This is a genomic window from Variovorax sp. P1_H2, assembly GCF_056405295.1.
Map to the genome: position 1 here is coordinate 66,298 of NZ_JBFUCJ010000012.1, position 17,251 is coordinate 83,548.

Below are 17,251 nucleotides of genomic sequence, written 5' to 3' on the forward strand. Positions count from 1 at the left end.
CACTGAATAGGATGGGCAACGCCAATTACCTTTAGATACAAATGCCAAAGATCGATCGCCGTAACTCGCCTTTTTCCAACCAGCTCGTGCCCAGCGCGAACGGAGAAGTCCTGCGGCGTCGCGACTTCGCCGCCTGGCTGGCTGCCGCGACGGCAAGCGTTGCCGTGGCCGGCCCGGCGTGGTCCCAGGCGGGACCGTCCAATCCTGCGGCCAATGCCCCCCTTGCACGGTTGCGCATCGTGATTCCAGCCAACGAAGGTGGCGGCTGGGACCAAACCGGCCGAGCGTTGGGTGCTGCAATGCAGGCGGCGGGCGTGGCGAGCGCCATCGACTACGAAAACATCGGCGGCAAGGGCGGCACCATCGGGCTGGCGAAGTACGTGGAGAAGTACGATGCGGACCCGAATGCGCTTCTGATCAGCGGCATGGTCATGGTGGGCGCTGTCGCGCTGCAGAAGCCCGCAGTCGACATGAGCCGCATTCAGCCGGTTGCGCGGCTGACGAGTGACTACGAGGTGGTGGCGGTGAAGGCCGACTCGCCCATCGCCACCGTGAAGGACTTGATCGGCAGGCTTCGCGCCAACCCGGACACGACGGCCATCGCGGGCGGCTCCTCGGGCGGGGTCGACCACATGTTCGCCGGCATGCTCGCGCGCCTTGCCGGCAGCACCGTCAATCTGGTCTACCTTCCCAACGCGGGCGGCGCGCAGGTCGTGGAGGCGCTCGAGTCCGGCAAGGCCGTGGCCGGCATCTCGGGCTACAGCGAATTCAGCGAAAGCATCGCCAGCGGCAAGCTGCGCGCCATCGGCGTGTCCGCGAAACGTCCCTTCCTCGGGATTCCGTCCGCGCGCGAGCAGGGCGTCGACGCCGATCTCGCCAATTGGCGCGGCATCTTCACCGGGAAGGCGGTGCCACCCAAACGCCAGCAGGAGTTGGTCGCTGCGGCACGCCGCGCAGTTCAGACCGATGCCTGGCAGAAAACGCTCAAGCGCCAGAACTGGGATGCTTCCTGGATGGAGGGCAAGGACTTCCAGGGATACCTGGAACTCGATTCCGCCATGGCCGGCGTGATGACGATGATCCTGAAGCTGAAGACAGGCTGAGCAACGGGACGTGGTCAACAAGACCACGCCTTGGATCGAAGGCAACTTGACACTGAGCTCCGTGTGCCGCCGCCGGCGAGGCGACCGCCGTCAAAGCGCGAGAGCGCCCGCAGGCTCGAGGTCGGCTCCAGTGTCGGGCTCCGGAACCCGCTCGAGGATCGCGTGCCGGGCAGCGTCGCGCAGCGCGATCGCTGCGGCCCAGTCATGCTGCGACGCGACAATCGGCACGCCGACCTCGATCACGACCTCCGTGCGGCGCGGCAGCCATTGCCCGGGGCGCAGCAGCGACCGCGTACCGATCAGCGCAACCGGGATCACCGGCGTCGCGGTGTGCGCTGCGACAACAAAGGCGCCGAGCTTGAACGGCAGCACCCCGGGCGCGCGCCTGAACGTTCCCTCGGGGAAGACGACCAGCAGCTCGCCGGCGCGCGCATGCGATTCGAGCACCGCCGTGTCTTCGACCGCGCCGGCGGCATCGGCACGCTCGACGAACACCGCGCCGAGCCGCTTGAGCATCACGCCGAGCACCATCGTGGTGGCCAGCTCGCGTTTGGCGACATAGCCGAAACGCGGCGGCAGCGCGGCCGTCAGCAGGATCGAATCGACATAGCTCGCGTGGTTCGCGACCACCAGGGCGGCGCTCGAAGCCGGCAGCCGCTCGATCCCTTCGATGTGCACCTGGACACCGGCAAGCCAGGTCGCCGATCGCGCCCAGGCGCGCGCTGCGCGCCGGCGCAGCGCCATGTCCGGCAGCACCATCGTCGTCAGCCAGGCGCCGATGCCGGCGAGCGAAAAAACCGCCCCGGCCCAGCAGGCCCAGGCGAGTCGCACGGCGCTGCGCGTGCTTCGCTGCGCCTGCGCGGCCGCTGCGCCGGCGACGAGTCGAACCAGTTGGCGCCAGGGCGCGCGCTGCGAACGCCCGAGCGCGCCTTGTTCGTACAGCTCGCGCGCGGTGGCGCGGCGGATCTTGCCGCTCGAGGTTTTCAGCACCGTTCCCGGCGGTGCAATGACGATGTCGTCGGGCGGCATGCCGATCTGGTCGACCGCGGCTGCCGTGATCGCGGCCCTGATCTGCCGGTGCGCCTGCGCGTCGGTGTCGCGCACCTCGGCCAGCACGACGAGACGCTCGCTGCCGCTCCGTGCATCGGTCGCCGGGAACACCGCAACGCCGCCTTTGCGGACCCCCGGCAGGCTTGCGAGCGCGGATTCGAGGTCGGCGGGGTGGATGTTGGCGCCGCGGCGGACGATCACGTCCTTGGCGCGACCGGTCAGGTACAGCTCGCCGGCAGCGAAGTAGCCGAGGTCACCGGTGTTGAGCCATTCGCCGTCGATGAGCGCAGCGTTCGCCGCCGGGTTGCGGTAGTAGCCGCTGGTCGCCGACGGCCCACGGAACTGGACCCGGCCTTGCTCACGTTCGGGCAGTTCCTGCGCGGCCTCGCCGACGATACGCACCTCGATCCCGGGCAGCGGCAATCCGCAAGAAACGACTTGCAGCGCCTTCGCGTCACCGGCAGCGGCGGGCCTGGCGACGCCGCGCTCAAGCAGCGTGCGGCGGTCGACGCGATCGACGAGCGGACCGCGGCCGACCGGCGGGAACGTGACGCCGAGAACGCCTTCGGCCAGCCCGTAGACAGTGAACATCGCTTCGCGCCGGAATCCGCAGCGTGCGAAGCGCGACGCGAAGCGCTCGATCGTGTCCGCGCTCACCGGCTCGGCGCCATTGAAAGCGAGCCGCCAGCAGCTCAGGTCGAGGCCTTCGAGGTCGGTGTCGACGAGCTTGTTCAGGCACAGCTCGTAAGCGAAATTGGGCGCTGCCGAGACGCTTGCGCGATGGCGGTGGATGGCCCACAGCCAGCGCGCCGGCCGCGCCAGGAACTCCAGCGGCGACATCAGCACCAGCCGGTAGCCGACGTACAGGCTGCCGATGCAGGCGCCGATCAGCCCGAGGTCGTGGTACAGCGGCAGCCACGACAAAAAGATGTCGCTGCTCGTGATTCGCGCCGCGCGCTGCATCGCCCGCACGTTGGCGAGCAGGTGGGCATGGCTGACCACGACGCCCTTGGGGCTGCCGGTGCTGCCCGAGGTGTATTGAAGGAACGCGGTGGCATCGGAGCGGATCGCAGGCCGCACGAAAGACGCTGCGGGCGCGCCGGCAGTGACCAGCTCGGCGACCGTCACCACCTGCCTGAGCGTTTCGCAATGTGCGTTCAGCAGCCGCGCGAGCGGCTTCGCCTGCGCGACAGTGATCAGCAGTGTGGCCTCGGCGTTGCGCAGGATGCCGAAGAGGCGCTGCAGATGATCCTCGAGTTGCGACAGCCGCGCCGGCGGGTACAGCGGCACTGGAACGCAGCCGGCGTACAGCGCGCCGTAGAAGGCAGCGAAGAAGTCGCTGCCGGTCGGCAACATCACGGCCACCGCGTCGCCGGCGCCGAAGCCTTGCTCGGCCAGCCAGGCGGCGACCGCGAGTGCGTCGATCTGCAGTCGGGCGTAGCTGAGCTGGGTGATCGCCCCGTGATCGGATTCGAGCGTCACGAGCAGCCGGTCACCATGGTGTTCGGCATGCCAGTCGAGCACGTCGACCAGGGTCGCGATGGAGTCCGGCGGGCAGCGGATCTCGGTCGCTTCGGCGGCAGGCTCGGGTAGGGCGACGAATGAGCCGTCGGCAGCGGGCGCGAGGGCCAGCGCGCGCAACAGATCGCGCGGCGTCTCGGCTTCGGTGAACGCTGCCTCGGCGAACGCAATGCCGAACTCGCGCTCGATCCGCATCTGCAACTCGGCGCGCGCCAGGCTGTCGAGCCCGTAGTCGCGCGCGAGCGAATGGTCAAGTCCGAGGCTTTTCGCGAACCCGCTGCCGCGATGCAACTCTTCGGCCAGGCTGCGCACCAGTTGCAACAGTTGGCCCGAGCGATCCGGGAGCACCGGCGCTTCGGTGGAGGAAGAGTCGCCTGCCATGGCGTTGCAGTTGATCGGTCGCCGCCGGACGCGGGCGCGGCAACGCCGTTTCCGACGGGTCGTTGACCATTGTGCTCCTGCGCGAAGCGACCTGCGGCAATGAATATGTGCAGCGGGTCATTGCAGAACCTTCGTGCTTCGCACTGCGGTGCGAGCGCCTTCGGGCGGCCGAGCGGCGCTCATGCTGCCTTGGGCTCCGGGAGGACGGCTGTCAATGCGAAGTCGATGAGATGGAGCCAGGTCACTTCGAGGCCCATGATGCTGTGGTGGTCGGAGTCATGGATCGTCTGCACGCAGATGGGCGTCGGCCAGGCAGCGATGAGCTTCTCCGAGCGCTCCGGCAGCACGACATCGTCCCGCTCGGCCAGCAAGACCTGGGTTTTCGCTGCGACCTCCCTGCAGTGCGCCAGGGAGTTGAACTGGTGCCGCAGCAACAGGGAAAGCGGAACGAGCGGGAAGCGCTTCTTTGCCACCTCCAGCATCGAGTCGTATGGCGTGACCAGCTGCAGGCTCGAGAAGTCTTGTCGCGCCACCAGCTGAATGGCCACGCCCGTCCCCAGACTTCGACCGACGACGTGCAGACGTGCGTGCGGGAAGGCTCGGCGCAAGTGATTGGCAAACTGCCTCGCGTCGTTGACGGAGGCGACCTCGGAGGGGTGCCCCTGCGAGTCGGCCACCCCCCGATAGTTGACTGCGGCGAACCCGAAGCCTTCCGGAAGCCAGTGCAGCGCCTGTGCGGTGGCGCGGACGTCTTCGCCTCGGCCCGCGAAATAGATGAACAGGTCCTGCAGCGCGTCCTCGCCTTGGCGGTGATAGACATACCCGCGGACCATCCCGCCCGGCACCGTGTGAGAGTACGTGGAAAAGTCGTCAGACAGGTGAACGACGGGGTGCTTGCGAGCGTCGAACAGGATGTGTCCTTGGCGTGTGGCCAGCAGGGTCCAGTAGGCCGCGATGCCTCCGAGGGCAGCGGCCGAAGCTGATAGTGCGACGCGGAAGACTTTGGATGCCAAGGATTGCTCCGGGGGAAGGGCTCGGGTGTGAAGTTTCGTAGTTTGAGCCATTCGGGCGCGAAGTCGTGGCCCTCCGGTGCTCACGCGGGGTTCATGCTGTGGTGCTTCGACGCAAATGGGGCAGATTGACTTACAGCCAAGGCGCGAGGACGATTCGAGATGTTTTCACGCCCACAGGCGCTGGCGCGTTCGCCCAGTTGAAACCACATATTTGCGGAGGTCTCAATGATTGAGCAGCAAGCCTTTTTCCCAAGGTGCCTTGACGACCATGTCGGAGAAGACAACGCGGTGCCCGCATGAATGAACCCTCCGACAGCGCGTCATTTGCGCTGATCAACGAGCGCCGCGACCTGTTGCGCCGCATGTGGACGTTTGCGGCGGTCAGCATGGTATCCGGGAGTGCAACGCTCACGGCCTGTGGCGGAAGCTCCGGCGTCCAGACAACAGTAGCTGCTCCTCCACCTGCACCCGCACCCGCACCCGCACCTGCGCCTGCGCCTGCGCCTGCGCCTGCGCCTGCGCCTGCGCCTGCGCCTGCGCCTGCGCCTGCACCTGCACCTGCACCCGCACCCGCACCCGCACCTGCAACAACGGCGCCAGCCCTCGGCGCCCACGCGATCGTCTTCAACCATGACGGCGTGTCGTCCCCATCGCTGTCCACTTCCGGCATGTCCACCCGCACGACCGGAAGCACCCTGTTGGCCTGCGTCGGGCGGGGTGTGCTTTCTGCCATCGCGCCGACGGACAACTTGGGGAATTCCTTCGTCCAGCTCGATGTGGCGCACACCTACACCTTCTGGCCAAGCTCGGGAACGGTCTTGTATGCCTGCGAGCAGGCCCGGGGCCTGGTCGGTCACGCGGTCACCGTGGCGAAGCCCAAAGCCACCGACGAGACGACCCTGAGCGTTGTCGAGATCACCGGTGGTGGCGTCGTGCGGGATGTGCAGTGGCGCGAGGTGCTGTCGGGTCAGCCCTTGACCAGCGCCAGTGTCACCACCACCGGCGCTGCGCTGCTCGTCGCATGGTGGTGGGGCGACGCGGGTGTCGGCCCGGAGCACACGGCCGTGCCCAACAACGGGTTCACGGTGATCGATTCGGTACTGGAATCGGGTCCATTGGTGCAATGCGCCGTTGCCGTCAGACAGGTTAGCGTGGCCGGCACTTACAACGTGACCTGGGCCCCGACGCCACAGCAAGGAGCGCAGCTGTGGCTCGCTGCCGTGCAGGCGGCCTGAGCGCCCCGCTGCGGCGCAGCAGCAGGATGAGCGGTCATCATTTCATCGGCTGGCGAATGATGGTTTTCCACTTCTTGGGATCGGCTCGCCGTATGTCGCTCAAGTAGATCTCGTGATGCTTGCCGGCCCGGCCACTTCGCGCATCGATGAAATCGTGCAGTCGTTCCACCGTGGGGCCTTCTTCCGAGAACGGCCCGACGTGCAGGACCTGAGCGCACACCCCCTCCGAAAAGCTCTCCAGCCGGAGCTTGTCGATCGCCGGCAGCGCGTTCTTTCGCCGCACTTCGGCAATGGCCGCTTCGACGACTTCGTCCGCGACGAAGTCCGGCTGCATGATCATCATCGTCCAGTGCCATTTCGCCTTGTCATCGGCGACGAAGACGGACATGTCATCGGCCCACCAGAGCCCTTCGAGCGGCATGACGGCATAGTCGATCGCTTGCGGCCCGTTCTTGACCATGAACTTGGCGGTGTAGGCGACGGAGAACAACGCCTCCACGGCCTGCGCATACGCCTGCGACGTGTTGGGATCGCCCCGACCGTCGACCATGAGAAACCTGAACCTCGGAACATCGACCTGAACCACCGCCTTGGCGGAAGGTTGGTAGAGATGCTTCAGTTCTTTCTTGAGATCGATCTTTTCCATGAGAGCTCCCGGCGACGGCCGGCCATCATGCCGGATCGCAGCGCCCGCCGATGCCGATGGGTTGGGCACGCGCTTGGGCGCATCGTCGGATGCTTGGTTACACGCTCTGGGACGAATGGCGCGTGCCGGAGCGGTCCTTGTATTTGCCTGGCCACCCTGAAAAGAACGTTCAGAGCTTCTCAGGCCTGTACTTCGTAGACCCCGCAAGCTTGTCGAGGAAATCGAAATCTCCGCTCTACAAGCCGTCCTATTCTTCCTGAGCCGGGCCGCCACTCCCAGATCTCCGGTGTGCCGCGCTTTGTGCTGGCAAGGACAGGGCGAGTGTCAAGTTCAGCCTGTCGATCCCTTGACGCGGCGCGCTGAGGGGCGCGTGCAAGCCTGGAACTCACCGGGAGAGACGTGTCGCGCCGGCGCTGGACGGCGAACTACTCAGAAGTCGCCCCGTCCCTTGCCACCTGCGTCCAGGTCCTTCCTTGGTCTTTGCTGATGAAGACATTCCGCTGAAAGGTCGAGACAGCGATCTCGGAGCGGCGAACGGGATTTTGAGCAATGTATGCCACCGCATCGTCTGTCGAGACTGCGATCGGGACCTCTTCGGCCTTCCCTCCAGCCTGCAATGCGATCCTCGCCAGCACCGCCTTGCCAGCATAGGTGCTAAACCAAAGGTGTCGCCCGTCCAAGTCGAAGCCTTCGGCGGTTACCATTCCGCCGACCAATCGCTCGAAGCTCTCGGCCGAGTCTCGGGATATGTAGAGACCTTCGTCCGTGCCAGCGGCGACAACGGCAGCGTCAGTGGGATGCACGGCTAGGCTGTGGAGCCAGCGCCCCAGTCCATTGGCCGCAGCCCGTTGCCACTTGATGCCGTCGGTGAGCGTGTAATAGATGCCCCGTTGGCTCATGAGGGTGTTCGCCGCTTTGTTGGACACGTACACCGCGTTGGTGAAGTAGCTCGCTGCCAGTACGTGGAAGTCTGCTTCGCCCGTGAGTCCGATCTGCTGCCAAGTCTTGCCACCGTCGCGGCTCTTCATCACGCCAACGGGATCGGGCAACTCGGAACCCTTCGCCGGGTGCCCGCTGCTGTACAGCGCGTCGTGGGTGACGGAGAGGCCCATGTAGTCGTGCGCCGGCCCCTCCGCCTTGGACCAACGTCCGCCTGCGTACATCGCAAGGCCATCGTGACTGGACACCATCAGCGTCTCTCCGTCGGCGCTGTACGACATTCCATGGACGTGGACGAGGCGAAGGCTCGAGTCTGCATGAGCAGAGGCAACCGCGATGGTGACCAGCGCCACGGCGAGAGCCCAAGCGTGAAATGCCGTCTCGAGGGCCCCGAGCGGTAGGATGGCGAAGACATATTTGGCTTTCATCATGACCCCCCTGTTCTGCGTGGCCCGGTCGACCAACACTGACCCGATCACCTCGCCTACGGCAACACCTTTTCGAGCCGCCAGCTCCAAGCGTGGCGCGGATCGCCCCGCTGGCATGCAGGCGTCGCCACTACCTGGGTTTGACTGCCCAGCCGGCCAACAATTCCTGATGGGCTCCGCCCAAGTTGCCGGACGGAGAAGAACTCCGAGGGCGCGAGCGACCGCTGCCTTGCCGGAATCGTTGATTCGGATCGGTTCCTCGTCGCCATAGTTGATCGACGATACGACGTAGTCGTCACTCTCCTTTTTGAAACCCGACGTGGACCCTTGCCTAATAGTGAGCTTGTCGCCCAAGGCTCTCAATGAGCCGCCAACCCTCGGGCGCGTCGTGCGCCTGGTCTGGTGCATGGGCATGAAGGGCATGGATACCAAGGGGTGCGAGGAAATGGAAAGGATGCAGCCATGCCCACGTCACATGAATCCGATGCGATGGGGAAAGACATCGATCTGGCGCAAGGCACGGTCACGCTTGCTCCCGGTCCTGTGAAGAGCTTGGAATGACCTTTGTGGTTAGGGACAAAGTGCTGATCTGCCCGACCGTTATGGCAGCTGCCACACGGCGAGCGTCGGGGGCTGCGTGCTCGAAGGGCACGCGCCGGCCGTGGAGGACAAGCGATCAAGATGACTTCACCGTCTTGACTTACGCCTGGAGGCGGAGTTCTACGGAGAGCGTAGCGCGAAGCTTTAAAGCTTGCCTCGTGGGAAGGTCAATCAATCCCGGAAGAAGCTTGCCGCTTCAGGGGTTCTGCTGGACGACTTGACCTTTCCATCATGGGAGGGTCGACATTCGTCTCATCGAAAACACCCTGAGAGCAAAGCCATGATTACCTTTGAAGTCAACGACATGACCTGCGGTCACTGCGTGAGCACCATCACCAAGGCGGTAGCCAGCATCGACAAAGGCGCAAAAATCCAGTTCGACCTGGTCGCACACCGCCTTCKAATCGAGCCGACCGCTGCAACCGCTCAACAACTGAGCGACGTCATCCGGGACGCCGGGTACAGCCCATTGGTCACTGACGGCACCTCGCCCATCCCTGCTGCGACCAAGCGAAGCGGATGCTGCTGCGGATAGTCAAGGACAGCCCGGAAGGCTTCTTGGGTTTGTGAAATTGAGCCGGGGTTCGCGCACCTGCCTTGATTTGCATCAAGTTCGAAGGCGGTCCTCGCGAGCATCGTGGCATGCCATCGAGTGCTGCCCCGAGCCCTCAAGTCGCAAAGTGAAGAACATGAAGCTCAAAAGTATCTTGGCTGCGGCCGCAGCGGTCGCGCTTGCCGGTTGCTCCTCATTTCCCGCTTCGACAGCCAAACAGGCCGAMGARCAYGAKGCGCATCACCCGGCGGCTGAAACCGCACCGAAGGTCGACCCGGGCAAGTTCGACCAGCAAATGAAGACGATGCAGGASATGCATCAGAAGATGATGGCCGCCAAAACCCCGTCAGAGCGCGCTGCGTTGATGAAGGACCACATGAAGGTGATGCAGGACGGCATGGCCATGATGGGACAGATGGGCGGTGGCATGCCTATGATGAGCCAAAAGGGTGGCGGCATGCCGATGCAGGGCGGAGGCATGTCCTCGATGCCCGGCGGCCCGTCCATGCAGAAGGACATGATGCAGCGCATGGACATGATGGAAATGATGATGCAGATGATGGTGGACCGCGAGGCGGCAGTGCCTCCAGCGGCCAAGTAGCCACATCTGTCGGCAGCGTCGAGACGGACATGCCAGACAACAAGCCACGTTTCTGGCGCTCGCCGCCGTGACGCCTCGAGTGGCCGCGGCTGCGATGGCGCTCTCGTTGGCAAGTGTCATCGGCAATGCACTGCGACTGCGCAGTGCCCGCTTGGACTGACCATGACGCGGCATCGGTGGTCGCGATGGCTGATGGGCAGTTGCGGCGCATGGTTGTTGGGGCTCGGTGCCTTTTTCGTCTTGTTTCGGCCTCCGCTGTTGCCGGAGGATCTGCGGTATATCGGAGTCACGCTGGAAGGCATACGGGCGGCTGCGCCGGCGCTTGAGGAATGGCTCGCGAGGGTCTTTGTCGTGATGGGGGGCTTCATGGCCGGCGCTGGCGCACTCACGCTTTACGTTGCGCTGTCGCAGCCGAAGACTGGGCGGCTTGGCACGGTCAGCGTCTTGGCATTCAYGGGTCTCGTCACCGTTGGCCTCATGAGCGCGGTCAACTTCGCTCTAGGCTCGGACTACCGCTGGTTGCTGGTGGCTCCGATGCTGGCATGGGCCATCGGCACCTGGCTACATTTCTGACAGGGGATTGCTGCAGGACGCCTTCACTCGAGAATGCTCAAGGCACGGGAAGTACTCCCAAGGGGGAAGTGGCGGCGCCACCCTTGCTGGCGGCTCGTCGGGTGGGGCGGACGCGGCGGCGGACGACGTTGATCGCTGCGCGGTGGGATCGATCCATGCGCCCGCGCGCCGGCCGCCAGGCATGCAAGCCAGGCCTATGGCTCGTCGGTGAGGCGCAACACCACGCGACCCTCGATTTCTCCGCGCCGCATGCGATCAAGGATTCCATTGATGTTCTCGATGCGGTCTTCCGTCACGACGGTGTGAACCTTGCCCTCTCCCGCGAAGGCCAGCGCTTCCTGCAAGTCCTTGCGCGTCCCGACGATCGACCCGCGCACGGTCTTGGCATTGAGCACCACATCGAAGATCGGAAGTCCGAAATCACCGGGCGGAAGACCTACCATCGACATCGTGCCGCGCTTGTGCAGCATGCCTATGGCCTGCGAGAAGGCTGAGCGCGAAGCTGCCGTGACCAGGACACCGTGGGCCCCGCGCAATTCGCGCTGCAACGTCGCAGCCGGATCCGCCTGGGAGGCGTTGACGACCAACTCGGCACCCACCTCGATCGCCAACTTCAGCTTTGCGTCGTCGACATCGATGGCCGCGACATGGAAGCCCATGGCTCTCGCGTACTGAACAGCGAGATGCCCGAGCCCACCGACGCCGGAGATGGCGACCCAGTCGCCCGGCTTGCAATCGAGCATCTTCAGGCCCTTGTAGACCGTGACGCCGGCGCAGAGCACAGGGGCGATCGCGGAGAATCCGACGTTCGATGGCAGGATCCCGATATAGCCGGGATCGGCCAGAACATAGTCCGCGTACCCTCCGTCGACCGAATAGCCGGTCATCTGCTGCTGATCGCAGAGGGTCTCCCATCCGGTGATGCAGTGTTCGCAATGACCGCACGCGGTGTGCAGCCAGGGCACACCCACCCGGTCTCCTTCCTTGACGTGTTTCACGCCGGCGCCAACGGCGGCGACATGACCGACGCCCTCGTGACCCGGTATGAAGGGCAGCGACGGCTTGGCAGGCCAGTCACCGTCGGCGGCATGCAGGTCGGTGTGGCATACGCCCGAAGCGGCGATCTTCACCAGCACCTGCCCTGGAACGACCTCAGGCACCGGCACCTCCTCGATCGTCAACGGCTTGCCGAATTCGCGGACCACGGCAGCCTTCATCGTCTTTGTCATCCCGGGCTCCTTTTCGTCGGTTGAAGTGGTGGCACGCACGCCGTCGCAGGGGATTGCGCTTTCGTGGGTCCGGATCCGAGCGGACGACGATCGCGCCAGTTTTCCACTGCGCGATGGCTTCGTCAATCCGACCCGCATCCAGGAGACTCGCCGAACCGCTGCGTTGGGGACGTTCCGGGACAATTGGACGAGGTCTCCCGGATGCACATTCATTCCATCGCCCTGGGTGGCATCAGGTAGAGCGTCATGGCGAAGATCAGATAGACCATCAGTATCAGCACACCGACGAACCACGCCGAGCGCCCACTGTTCGTGACCAACACCGCCGTGAGGGTGGCGATGATCACCATCACCACGGCGCCCGGCCAGAACTGCAGGTCCATGGGGGCCGGTCCGATGAAATAGCTCAGCAACACCAGCGCCGGTGCCACGAACAGCGCGATCTGCGACGCGCTGCCCAAGGCGATGCCCACGCTCAGGTCGAGCCGGTTCTTGCGCGCGCCGGAGAACGCCGAACCCATTTCCGCCGCACCTCCCACCAGCGACACGACGATGAAGCCCACGAATGCGGGGGTCATCCCGAACGCCTCGGCCGCCTTCTGCACCGACTCCACGAAGATCTCGCTGACCAGCGCCACGAGCAAAGTGACGCCGCCCAGCGTGGCCAGAGCCAGCCCGATGGGCCAAGGCGCTTCGCTGTCATCACCGTGTGCTGCGCTGGCAAACAGCTCGCGGTGCGTCTTCAACGAAAACAGCATGCCCAGTGCGTAGGCCACGATGAGCAGCACCGACAAGCCCACGCTCAGCGACTGCGTGAACGCAGCCGCTGCCTCCGAGTCGGCCTTGATCATCGCCGAAGGAATCAGCAATGCGACCGTGGCCAGGAAGAGCAGGCCCGCCTGCATGCGGGCGCTGACCCGGTTGAATTCCTGAACGTGGTGCTTGAGTCCGCCGAGCAGGAACGACGCGCCCAGCACGAACAGCGTGTTGGTGACGATCGCGCCGGCGATGGACGCCTTGACCAGCATGATCTGTCCTGCCCTCAAGGCAGTGAGCGCAATGACCAGTTCGGTCAGGTTTCCCAGCGTGGCGTTGAGCAGCCCGCCCGCGGCATCGCCCGTCTTGGCCGCAACGGATTCGGTGGCGTGACTCAGCAATGCGGCCAGCGGCACGATGGCGAGCACGGACAGCACGAAGAGCAACGTGTGGGATTCGGGCTTGAGCTTTCCGGTTACGAATACCACCGGCACAAACGCCAGAAGCCACAGCAGTGGGCTTTGGCGGATTTCCTGGAAAAGTGGTTTCATGGCGCGTCTGGCCGATTGTTGATATCGCTTTGATCCAAGTCAATCCAGGTCAGGCGGCGGGCATCGGTAGTCCTGCTATCTGCGAAGCAAACCGTTCGGCACCTGAAGGACCTTCGGAGTGTGCCCTGATGCTTGACGCACGCCCGCCGCTGCATTCAAGGCGCGCTCACTTTGCTCCAGGTCGAATCCGGATTGAAGGTCTTCATTTCCCGCGCGATCGCGGCGCCGTTTGGTCCCAGGTCCTTCTGGTAGAGCACGCCCTCGTGACTGATCATGAAGCTGGTCACGCCGGTGTCGCCATACCGAATCGGCCAGGCGACCAGGGCGAAGCCGGCGCGCATGCGATTGCCGATGATGTAGTCGTAGGCGCCGCCCGGTGCATCCTTGCCCTGGGCCGTGAGGATCTTGTAGTGGTAGCCGTGATAGCCCTCACCCGGCCTCACGCCACCGAAACGCGGTCCCAGTGGACTTTCTCCCTGTGCGTCGTCGGGCCAGTACAGTCCGTCACGCTGGCCGGGTGTGCTCGCGAACTTGTGCGCGTACGAGAGCACGCCGTCGCCGTCGCGATCGCGCTGGGCATATTCCTTTTGAGCGTCGAAGTAGGCCAGCACCGCCTGCATGGTGGCCAGTTCGTTGCGGCCGATGCGCCGGGTCCGCATCTCGTCGGCGCCCGCTCGCGGATCGAAGCGCCAGTTGCCGTCTTTCATGACCAGTGGAATGGGCAATGTCCAGCCGCCGTCGCCGACGGCCAGCACGGCCTTGTCCTGGCCGGTCGCCACGACCTTGTGCGCCCTGTCCCAGGCGGCGAGAAAGGCTTGCAGGTCGGCCCGCCCGATCTCGTCGGTCGGAAAGAAGCGCTTCCAGTCGGCCCCCAGTACCTTGCGAAGCGCCACGGAGTCATCGCGGGACACAGCATCGTGGAAGGTCTGGGCGGCCGCCTCGGCGCTGGGATAGGGCTGCTGCGCCCCGGCGAGGCCGGGGACGAGCAGGGGCGCAACGGCAATCAGCGCGACGGCTGCGAGCCGTGCAGGGGTTCGGCAGTTGGGCATGTGCATGGCGTGCTCCTTTGGTTATCGGCGGCCGCCTCCGCGGCCGCCACCGCGCCCTCCGCCGCCAGCGCGGCCCCCGCCACCGCCGTAGCCGCCGCTGTATCCACCGCGGCTGCTTCCTCCGCTGTAACCGCTGCCACCATAGCCGCCGCGACCGCCCGAGGGCTGCGACATCTGCCGGCTGGCGTTGCCGCGGTCTATCTGCTGGCGCGCTTGCCCGGCATTGCCGGCACCGCTGAAGGCGTTCTCACCACCTGCGCTGCCGCGCGCGCCTGCGCGCGACGGGCCATCGTTGCCGCCGAACCCTCCTTGGCCTCGTGCGGCTGCGTCGGCGCGCTGGCGGGTGGCCGGATCGTTGCGCAACTGCTCGCGTCCGGCGCCCGGGTCCATGCCGCGTTGTTGCAGCGTCGACTGCGCCTGCTGCCGCTGTGCGTCGCGCCCGCGGAAGTCGGCGCGGTTCTCCGCACCCGGCATGTTCTTGCCGAACTGCTGCTGACTGCGGCTGTCGCGGTAGGGCACGCCGCGCCGGTTCTGCGCGTTGTGCTGGAAGCGGTTCTGATTGGCGTTGAGTTGCCGGTTGGTGTTGATGCTGTTGTAGCGGTTCGTGTTGATGTTGATGTCGCCACCGCCCCAATTGCAATTGCCCCAGAGCGCCGCCGTGGCCGCGACCCCGATGCCGAAGGCGATGCCGGTGGCGAGCGCCGCGCCGGGATAGTAGCCAGGGTAGTACATCGCCGGCGGGTACCAGTAGTACGGCGGGTAGGCCGGATAGGGCCAGGTGCCGTACACCACCGTGGGGTTGTAGAGGGGCACATAGACCGTCTGCGGGTTGGCCGGCTCGATGGTGATCGCCTCTTGCTGGACGGTCACAGTCTGCTGCTCGGTCGTTTTCAGGTTGCCGCTGTCTCTCGCCCGGGCACGCAGTCGCTGGGCGGAGTCGAGCACGTCCTTCGAGGACGCAAGGAAGGCGTCGCCCAGGTTCTGCACCCAGTCGGGCTTGTCGCCCATGGTCTGCAGCACCTGCGGGAAGGCCACCAGCGACTTGACGCTTGGATCCCAAGGCTGGTTCTCGACGGCGCGCACAGCGGCGTCGCCGGATTGCTGAGGATTGGCCTTCGACCACTTCGCGGCGTCAGCCACGTCGGCGGGATAGGTCGACGCCATCAGCACCTGCGACAGCAGCGAGTCCGGATACAGGGCGATGGGCGCCATCATCTGGTCGATCTGGGCCTGATTGAATGTGCCGTCCGCCGCGGGCGCGGTGGATACCGTCGTTGCGGTGCCCGCCGGTCTCGGCGTGGTGATGGTCGTGGTGGTGGTCGTGACGGTCGCTGGTTGCTGCACCGCAACCGGCACGGGATAGGCGCAGCCAGTGAGCAGCACGGCCAGCACGAGCGCGGACGGGAGAAAAGGCGCAAGGGAGGGGTGCATGCCAGAACGTGCGAATCGAGCGGCGACGGCCCGAAAGACGGGAATATCGAGGGCGTCGGATCCACTTCTCATAGCCAGATCTCCTCATCGTGGCGCTGCATCGCCGTCCCATCGGCCGTTGCCAGGAAGCGCCGCACCTATGAGAGTCGCCAGTCAAAGCTTGCGATTTCGAGAGGCAGGGGCCGAGTACCGCGTTCTACCCCTGGATTCCCTTCCCGTCGAGCCCTCGACTGCGCGGCTGCACTCGGTCTTGTCCTGCCGGAGCGGTTACTGCACGACTGAGGACGCAACGACACGGATCTAGCGCCATATCCCGGACATCCTCTTCAACGTGGCCTACGGCGTGATGAGCGCGCGCGAGCAGCGTCAGCTCGCGGCCAAGGTCATGGACGCGCGCTGGTGGGCAACGACATCCACGTGCTCGACCGCCTGTTCTGGGATTCACCGCACACGCTGCGCTACGGCGCAGGCGAGAACCTCCACGGCTACGATGCCATCCGTGCCTTCCGGCAAAGACGCCTGGCAGGCAAGCTCGCACGCGAGGTGACCGCGAAGGCGATCTGCACATGGCTGACCGGCACCGCCGAACGGCGGCCATGCACACTGCTTCGCGGTCGCCGTCGCCGCGCCGGCGCTCAGTTCAGGCGGAGTGCACCCGAAATGTGCGGCGGAAAGATGAACGGTTGCTTCGCCGGGTCGAGGTGGGTGTCGTCGAGGCAGCCAGCGATGGTGCCGGGAGAAAATTGGTCTCGCATCGACAGTGCGAACTGCRCCACGCCTGCGCCGCAGCCGATGTCCTGATCGGCAGTGCCCGGCCACCGTACGAAGCCCCCCTGGACCCGGCCGAAGTGCACGTTGTTGTCGCGATCGAACCAGTACCAGCTTCCGCCGACGACTGTGACGCCGCTGCCGCCGATGCCGGCAACGCCGATGCGGTCGATCTTTGCGGTCCAGCTACCGCCGTTGCCGTTCGTGGTCCAGTGACATGTGGCAGGGGTCGGGACGCCACCGTCACTGGAAAGGTTGTCGACGCCGGCGAAGATCACGCCCTTGGTCAGCAGACCGCCGGCCACGTCAGTGCCGCGCGAGACCTCGTAGCCCGAAAGGCAGGTGTTGAGCGTGCCTTGGGCGAACGCGATGTTTCCGCCGCTGAAAGCGAGGACACCAGCCACGACGGCGCTGCGGCAAACGCCTGCATTTCCAACGAGTTTGGCGGTCATGATGCCACCTCCGCTCGGTCGGTATGACGCCGTGCTCTCCTGCACTCAGCAGTTCGCGAAGGTTGAAAGCGGCCTTCTTCCTTGGCCGCGGCGGCGCGCTTGGTCGTTACCTTGACCGTTTGCACGCCCTCTTCGGTGAAACTCATTAAACCAACGTAGGTGACCATGTCATCTCCTTCGGGTTCGCCATGAGCGGCCGATGCGATCTGCCTCGAACCGACGCGGCCGCCTGACGTCGTTCAAGCTCGTTGACAGTGAAGCGACTTTCGAATCATCGGCAAGGCAGGTTCCGTGATGGAAGCGGACCTAGTCCACTGAACCATTGAAATTGGCTGTGTATGCTCCACCTTGGAAGCATGCACAGAATGAATT

General features: G+C 65.2%; 17 protein-coding genes and 1 pseudogene. 7 read left to right on the top strand and 11 right to left on the bottom strand.

Annotated elements, in window-relative coordinates:
• Positions 1 to 41 precede the first annotated feature (41 nt).
• A complete protein-coding gene (locus AC1D2E_RS07000; protein WP_478196723.1) occupies positions 42 to 1,103 on the top strand; it encodes a Bug family tripartite tricarboxylate transporter substrate binding protein in 1,062 nt (353 codons plus the stop codon).
• Positions 1,104 to 1,193: 90 nt separating this feature from the next.
• Here the strand turns inward: AC1D2E_RS07000 and AC1D2E_RS07005 are convergent, their stop codons facing one another.
• The 3 genes from AC1D2E_RS07005 to AC1D2E_RS07015 form a co-directional block, all read right to left on the bottom strand.
• A complete protein-coding gene (locus tag AC1D2E_RS07005) occupies positions 1,194 to 4,055 on the bottom strand; it encodes a 1-acylglycerol-3-phosphate O-acyltransferase (RefSeq protein ID WP_478196724.1) in 2,862 nt (953 codons plus the stop codon).
• A gap of 179 nt (positions 4,056 to 4,234) precedes the next feature.
• Positions 4,235 to 5,068, bottom strand: a complete 834-nt coding sequence (locus tag AC1D2E_RS07010; RefSeq protein ID WP_478196725.1) for an alpha/beta hydrolase — start codon at positions 5,066 to 5,068, stop codon at positions 4,235 to 4,237.
• 408 nt (positions 5,069 to 5,476) lie between these two features.
• A complete protein-coding gene (locus AC1D2E_RS07015) occupies positions 5,477 to 5,659 on the bottom strand; it encodes a hypothetical protein (protein ID WP_478196726.1) in 183 nt (60 codons plus the stop codon).
• Positions 5,660 to 5,736: 77 nt separating this feature from the next.
• Here AC1D2E_RS07015 and AC1D2E_RS07020 point away from each other — a divergent pair, with 77 nt between their 5' ends.
• Positions 5,737 to 6,303, top strand: a complete 567-nt coding sequence (locus tag AC1D2E_RS07020; protein ID WP_478196727.1) for a hypothetical protein — start codon at positions 5,737 to 5,739, stop codon at positions 6,301 to 6,303.
• Between the two features lie 37 nt (positions 6,304 to 6,340).
• Here AC1D2E_RS07020 and AC1D2E_RS07025 read toward each other — a convergent pair whose 3' ends face one another.
• Together AC1D2E_RS07025 and AC1D2E_RS07030 are read right to left on the bottom strand one after the other, a co-directional pair.
• Positions 6,341 to 6,949 (bottom strand): GyrI-like domain-containing protein, encoded by a 609-nt coding sequence (locus tag AC1D2E_RS07025; protein ID WP_478196728.1) that lies wholly within the window; start codon positions 6,947 to 6,949, stop codon positions 6,341 to 6,343.
• Between the two features lie 425 nt (positions 6,950 to 7,374).
• The gene (locus tag AC1D2E_RS07030; RefSeq protein ID WP_478196729.1) at positions 7,375 to 8,319 is read right to left on the bottom strand and encodes a F510_1955 family glycosylhydrolase; all 945 of its coding nucleotides are present in this window, start codon (positions 8,317 to 8,319) and stop codon (positions 7,375 to 7,377) included.
• A gap of 586 nt (positions 8,320 to 8,905) precedes the next feature.
• On the opposite strand from AC1D2E_RS07030, the gene AC1D2E_RS07035 reads away from it, so the two are divergent.
• From AC1D2E_RS07035 to AC1D2E_RS07050, 4 genes are all read left to right on the top strand, one after another.
• Positions 8,906 to 9,001, top strand: coding sequence for a DUF411 domain-containing protein (locus AC1D2E_RS07035; RefSeq protein WP_478196740.1), 96 nt, complete (start codon positions 8,906 to 8,908; stop codon positions 8,999 to 9,001).
• 195 nt (positions 9,002 to 9,196) lie between these two features.
• A complete protein-coding gene (locus AC1D2E_RS07040) occupies positions 9,197 to 9,451 on the top strand; it encodes a heavy-metal-associated domain-containing protein (protein ID WP_478196730.1) in 255 nt (84 codons plus the stop codon).
• Between the two features lie 154 nt (positions 9,452 to 9,605).
• Positions 9,606 to 10,070: a hypothetical protein gene (locus tag AC1D2E_RS07045; RefSeq protein WP_478196731.1), complete on the top strand. Its 465-nt coding sequence runs from the start codon at positions 9,606 to 9,608 to the stop codon at positions 10,068 to 10,070.
• A gap of 162 nt (positions 10,071 to 10,232) precedes the next feature.
• Positions 10,233 to 10,643 (top strand): hypothetical protein, encoded by a 411-nt coding sequence (locus tag AC1D2E_RS07050; RefSeq protein ID WP_478196732.1) that lies wholly within the window; start codon positions 10,233 to 10,235, stop codon positions 10,641 to 10,643.
• A 194-nt stretch (positions 10,644 to 10,837) separates the two neighbouring features.
• On the opposite strand, the gene adhP is transcribed toward AC1D2E_RS07050, so the two are convergent.
• The 4 genes from adhP to AC1D2E_RS07070 all read right to left on the bottom strand — a co-directional run bounded on the left by adhP (position 10,838) and on the right by AC1D2E_RS07070 (position 15,659).
• Positions 10,838 to 11,872, bottom strand: coding sequence for an alcohol dehydrogenase AdhP (gene adhP, locus AC1D2E_RS07055; protein ID WP_478196733.1), 1,035 nt, complete (start codon positions 11,870 to 11,872; stop codon positions 10,838 to 10,840).
• A gap of 209 nt (positions 11,873 to 12,081) precedes the next feature.
• Positions 12,082 to 13,179, bottom strand: coding sequence for a calcium/proton exchanger (cax, locus tag AC1D2E_RS07060; RefSeq protein ID WP_478196734.1), 1,098 nt, complete (start codon positions 13,177 to 13,179; stop codon positions 12,082 to 12,084).
• Positions 13,180 to 13,334: 155 nt separating this feature from the next.
• On the bottom strand, positions 13,335 to 14,234 hold the full coding sequence (locus tag AC1D2E_RS07065) for a DUF2950 domain-containing protein (RefSeq protein ID WP_478196735.1): 900 nt from the start codon (positions 14,232 to 14,234) through the stop codon (positions 13,335 to 13,337).
• A gap of 15 nt (positions 14,235 to 14,249) precedes the next feature.
• Positions 14,250 to 15,659 (bottom strand): DUF3300 domain-containing protein, encoded by a 1,410-nt coding sequence (locus AC1D2E_RS07070; RefSeq protein ID WP_478196736.1) that lies wholly within the window; start codon positions 15,657 to 15,659, stop codon positions 14,250 to 14,252.
• Between the two features lie 390 nt (positions 15,660 to 16,049).
• Here AC1D2E_RS07070 and AC1D2E_RS07075 point away from each other — a divergent pair.
• Positions 16,050 to 16,229, top strand: a pseudogene (locus tag AC1D2E_RS07075) (AtzH-like domain-containing protein); the annotation flags it as partial.
• A 65-nt stretch (positions 16,230 to 16,294) separates the two neighbouring features.
• Here AC1D2E_RS07075 and AC1D2E_RS07080 read toward each other — a convergent pair.
• Together AC1D2E_RS07080 and AC1D2E_RS07085 are read right to left on the bottom strand one after the other, a co-directional pair.
• Positions 16,295 to 16,879, bottom strand: a complete 585-nt coding sequence (locus tag AC1D2E_RS07080) for a hypothetical protein (protein WP_478196737.1) — start codon at positions 16,877 to 16,879, stop codon at positions 16,295 to 16,297.
• Positions 16,876 to 17,046 (bottom strand): hypothetical protein, encoded by a 171-nt coding sequence (locus AC1D2E_RS07085; RefSeq protein ID WP_478196738.1) that lies wholly within the window; start codon positions 17,044 to 17,046, stop codon positions 16,876 to 16,878. Before AC1D2E_RS07085 ends, AC1D2E_RS07080 begins: the two co-directional genes overlap by 4 nt.
• Positions 17,047 to 17,251: the final 205 nt, after the last annotated feature.